Source organism: Agrococcus sp. HG114 (assembly GCF_024723325.1).
Lineage (GTDB): Bacteria > Actinomycetota > Actinomycetes > Actinomycetales > Microbacteriaceae > Agrococcus.
Genome location: NZ_JANQCH010000178.1, coordinates 1 through 3,287, shown reverse-complemented (window position 1 = coordinate 3,287; position 3,287 = coordinate 1). Strand labels below are relative to the sequence as shown.

The window sequence follows — 3,287 nt, the reverse complement described above, 5'->3', positions numbered from 1 at the left end:
CGGCCGGCGTCGCCTGAGCCCACGCATGCCTCGGGGCTCCCGCGAGGGGCCGCAACGCCACGACATGGCGCTAGCGTGACTGCCATGGCAGAGGCGACGGCGCCGCGGCGCGTACTGGTGCTGGGCGGCACCCGGTGGCTCGGGCACCGGATCGCGCTGGGCCACCTCGCGCGCGGCGCCGAGGTCACGTGCCTCGCGCGCGGCGAGGGCGGGCCGGTGCCCGAGGGCGCGCGGCTCGTCGCGCGCGACCGAGGCGAGGCGGATGCGTACGGCGGGCTCGCGGGGGAGTGGGACGAGGTCGTCGACGTCACCCGGCTGCCCTCCCACGCGCGCGGCGCGCTCGACGCGCTCGCCGAGCGCGCGGCGCACTGGACGTTCGTCTCCTCCGTGTCGGCGCAGCGGCTCGAGGCGCCCGTCGGCGCTGACGAGGACGACGACCTCGTCCCGGAGGACGAGTCGGGCGAGGAGTACGGGGGAGCGAAGGCGTGGATCGAGCGGGTCGCGCGCGAGCGCCTCGGCGACCGGCTGGCCGTCGTGCGCCCGGGCCTCATCGGCGGTCCCGGCGACGCGAGCGACCGCTTCGGGCACTGGGTCGCGCGCCTCGCGCTCGCGGGCGACGGGCCGGTGCTCATCCCCGAGCGCGACCAGCCGACCCAGACGATCCACGTCGGCGACCTGTCCCGCTTCATCGTCGAGCGCGCCCCCGCGCTCCGCGGCACTGTGAACGCCGTCGGCGCCGAGCGGCGGCTGCACGAGCTCATCCATCTCGCCCGCAGCATCGCCGGGCACACGGGAGCGCTCGTCCGGGCGACCGACGAGCAGCTCGAGGCCGCCGACGTGGGGCACTGGATGGGCCCGCGAGCCCTGCCCCTCACGCTTCCCCGAGCGCTCGCCTCGCACGCGCAGCGCTCGAGCGCGCGCTACCTCGCGGCGGGCGGCGAGCACCGGCCGCTCGAGCCCATGCTCGCCGACGCGCTCGAGGATGAGCGCGCGCGGGGCCTCGATCGTGCGTCTCCCAACAGGCTCTCGCGCGCCGACGAGCTCGCGGTCATCGATTCGCTAGCCTCGACGCATGGCTGAAGAGCACCTCCTCGACGAGCTCGAGCTGCTCGAGCAGCAGCCGCTCGACGAGCGCGCCGACCAGCTCGCCCGCATCCACGACCGGCTGCAGGCGGAGCTGGGAGCGGTGCGTGGCTGACGAGACCCGCCTCGACCAGGCGCTCGTCGAGCGCGGGCTCGCGCGCAGCCGCAGCCAGGCGCAGCAGCGCATCGCCGCCGGGCTCGTCTCCGTCGACGGCCGCGGGGTCGTGAAGGCGAGCCTCAAGGTCGCCGCCGGCGCCGAGATCACGATCGCCGGCGGCGACGCGTGGGTGTCGCGCGCCGCCCACAAGCTCCTCGCCGCCCTCGACGCGTTCGGCGTGGATGCGACGGGGCGCGTCGCGCTCGACGCCGGCGCGTCGACGGGCGGCTTCACCCAGGTGCTCCTCGCGCGCGGCGCGAGCCACGTGACCGCGCTCGACGTCGGCCACGGGCAGTTCCAGCTCGACGTCGACGCGCTGCCGATCACGCTGCTCGAGGGGCGCAACGTGCGCGACCTCGAGCCGCGCTCGCTCGATCCGGCGCCGACCCTCGTCACCGCCGATCTCTCGTTCATCTCGCTCACGCTCGCGATCGGCCCGCTCGCGGGCGTCGCAGCCCCCGGCGCCGACGTCATCGTGCTGATCAAGCCGCAGTTCGAGGTGGGCCGGACCGGCGTGCGCGAGGGGATCGTGACGGATCCCGCGCTGCGCGCGCAGGCGATCGAGCAGGTGCTGTGGGCCGCGTGGGATGCCGGCCTCGGGACCGCCGGCCTCCTCCGCAGCCCGATCCTCGGCGCGCGCGGGAACCACGAGTACCTCGCGTACCTCTCGGCGACCGCGGGATCCAATCCGACAGAATGGCTCGAGGAGTCCGTCGGGCTGGCGAAGGAGACGCGGTGAGCGAGGCGAGCGAGGTGCGCGAGCGCCGGTTCCTGCTCGCGTTCCACCCCGGCCGCGCGGAGGCGGTCGAGAGCGCCGTGGCGATCGCGAAGCGGCTGCTCGCCGCGGGCGTCACGCCCGTCGTGCTCACGGAGGACCGGCCGGTGCTGCTCGACGCGGAGCCCGCGCTCACGGCCGTCGAGGCGTACGACCGCTCGGGCGCGCTCGACGTCGAGCTCATCATGACCCTGGGCGGCGACGGCACGATCCTCCGCGCCGCCGAGCTGCAGCGCGAGCTCGACGCGCCGCTGCTCGGCATCAACCTCGGGCACGTGGGCTTCCTCGCCGAGGCCGAGGTCGCCGAGTCCGCCGAGGTCGTGGAGCGCGCGCTGCTGCGCGACTACGAGGTCGAGCAGCGCCTCACGCTGTGCGTGCGCGTCTTCCGGGATGACGAGCTCGTGCACCAGACCTGGGCGGTGAACGAGGCGGCGATCGAGAAGTCGGGCTCCGGACGCATGATCACCACCCTGCTCGAGATCGACGGGCGGCCGATCTCCTCGTTCGGCACCGACGCGGTGCTCCTGTCGACGCCCACGGGATCGACCGCCTACTCGTTCTCCGCCGGCGGCCCGATCGTGTGGCCGACCGCCGAGGTGCTGCTGCTCGTGCCGCTCGGCGCGCACGCGCTCTTCACGCGGCCGCTCGTGGTCGCGCCGACGTCGCGGCTCACCGTCACGATCGCCGACGACTCGACGCATCCGGCGGTGCTGTGGTGCGACTCGCGGCGCTCCTTCGACCTCCCCCAGGGGTCCCGGGTCGAGGCGACGCGCGACGCGATGCCGCTGCGCCTCGCCCGCCTGTCGGAGGCGCCGTTCGCCGACCGGCTCGTCGCCAAGTTCCACCTGCCGGTGGAGGGCTTCCGGCGGAAGCGCCCGTGAGCCGCCTCGACGAGCTCACGATCCGCTCGCTCGGCGTGATCGACGAGGCCCGCGTGCCGTTCGGCGCCGGCTTCACCGCGATCACCGGCGAGACGGGCGCGGGCAAGACGATGGTCGTGCAGGCGCTCGCGCTCCTGCGCGGCGAGCGCGCCGACGCGGGCGTCATCCGCTCCGGCGAGGAGCGCGCCGCGGTGCAGGGCGTGTGGCTCGTCGACGACGCGGATGCGGTGGCGATCGTCGAGGACGCCGGCGGCAGCGTCGACGACGGCGAGCTCATCCTCGGTCGGGCCCTCTCGCGCACGCCCGACAGCACCGCGCGCTCGCGCGCCCAGGCGGGCGGCGCCGCCGTGCCCGCCGGGCTGCTGCGCGAGCTCGCCGACCGGCTCGTCGC

The 3,287-nt window shown here is 75.6% G+C and carries 5 protein-coding genes; all 5 read left to right on the top strand.

All coding sequences use genetic code 11. The features are described from left to right. Positions 1 to 84: 84 nt before the first annotated feature. A complete protein-coding gene (locus NWP09_RS12270) occupies positions 85 to 1,080 on the top strand; it encodes a reductase (RefSeq protein ID WP_258275785.1) in 996 nt (331 codons plus the stop codon). Beyond that, positions 1,073 to 1,198 (top strand): hypothetical protein, encoded by a 126-nt coding sequence (locus NWP09_RS12265; RefSeq protein WP_258275784.1) that lies wholly within the window; start codon positions 1,073 to 1,075, stop codon positions 1,196 to 1,198. The genes NWP09_RS12270 and NWP09_RS12265 overlap by 8 nt, the downstream gene beginning before the upstream one ends. Beyond that, positions 1,191 to 1,979, top strand: a complete 789-nt coding sequence (locus NWP09_RS12260) for a TlyA family RNA methyltransferase (protein WP_258275783.1) — start codon at positions 1,191 to 1,193, stop codon at positions 1,977 to 1,979. The genes NWP09_RS12265 and NWP09_RS12260 overlap by 8 nt, the downstream gene beginning before the upstream one ends. Next, positions 1,976 to 2,896: an NAD kinase gene (locus tag NWP09_RS12255; RefSeq protein ID WP_258275782.1), complete on the top strand. Its 921-nt coding sequence runs from the start codon at positions 1,976 to 1,978 to the stop codon at positions 2,894 to 2,896. The genes NWP09_RS12260 and NWP09_RS12255 overlap by 4 nt, the downstream gene beginning before the upstream one ends. Further along, a partial coding sequence (locus tag NWP09_RS12250) for an AAA family ATPase (RefSeq protein ID WP_258275781.1) occupies positions 2,893 to 3,287 on the top strand: 395 nt, incomplete at its 3' end. The genes NWP09_RS12255 and NWP09_RS12250, both read left to right, overlap by 4 nt.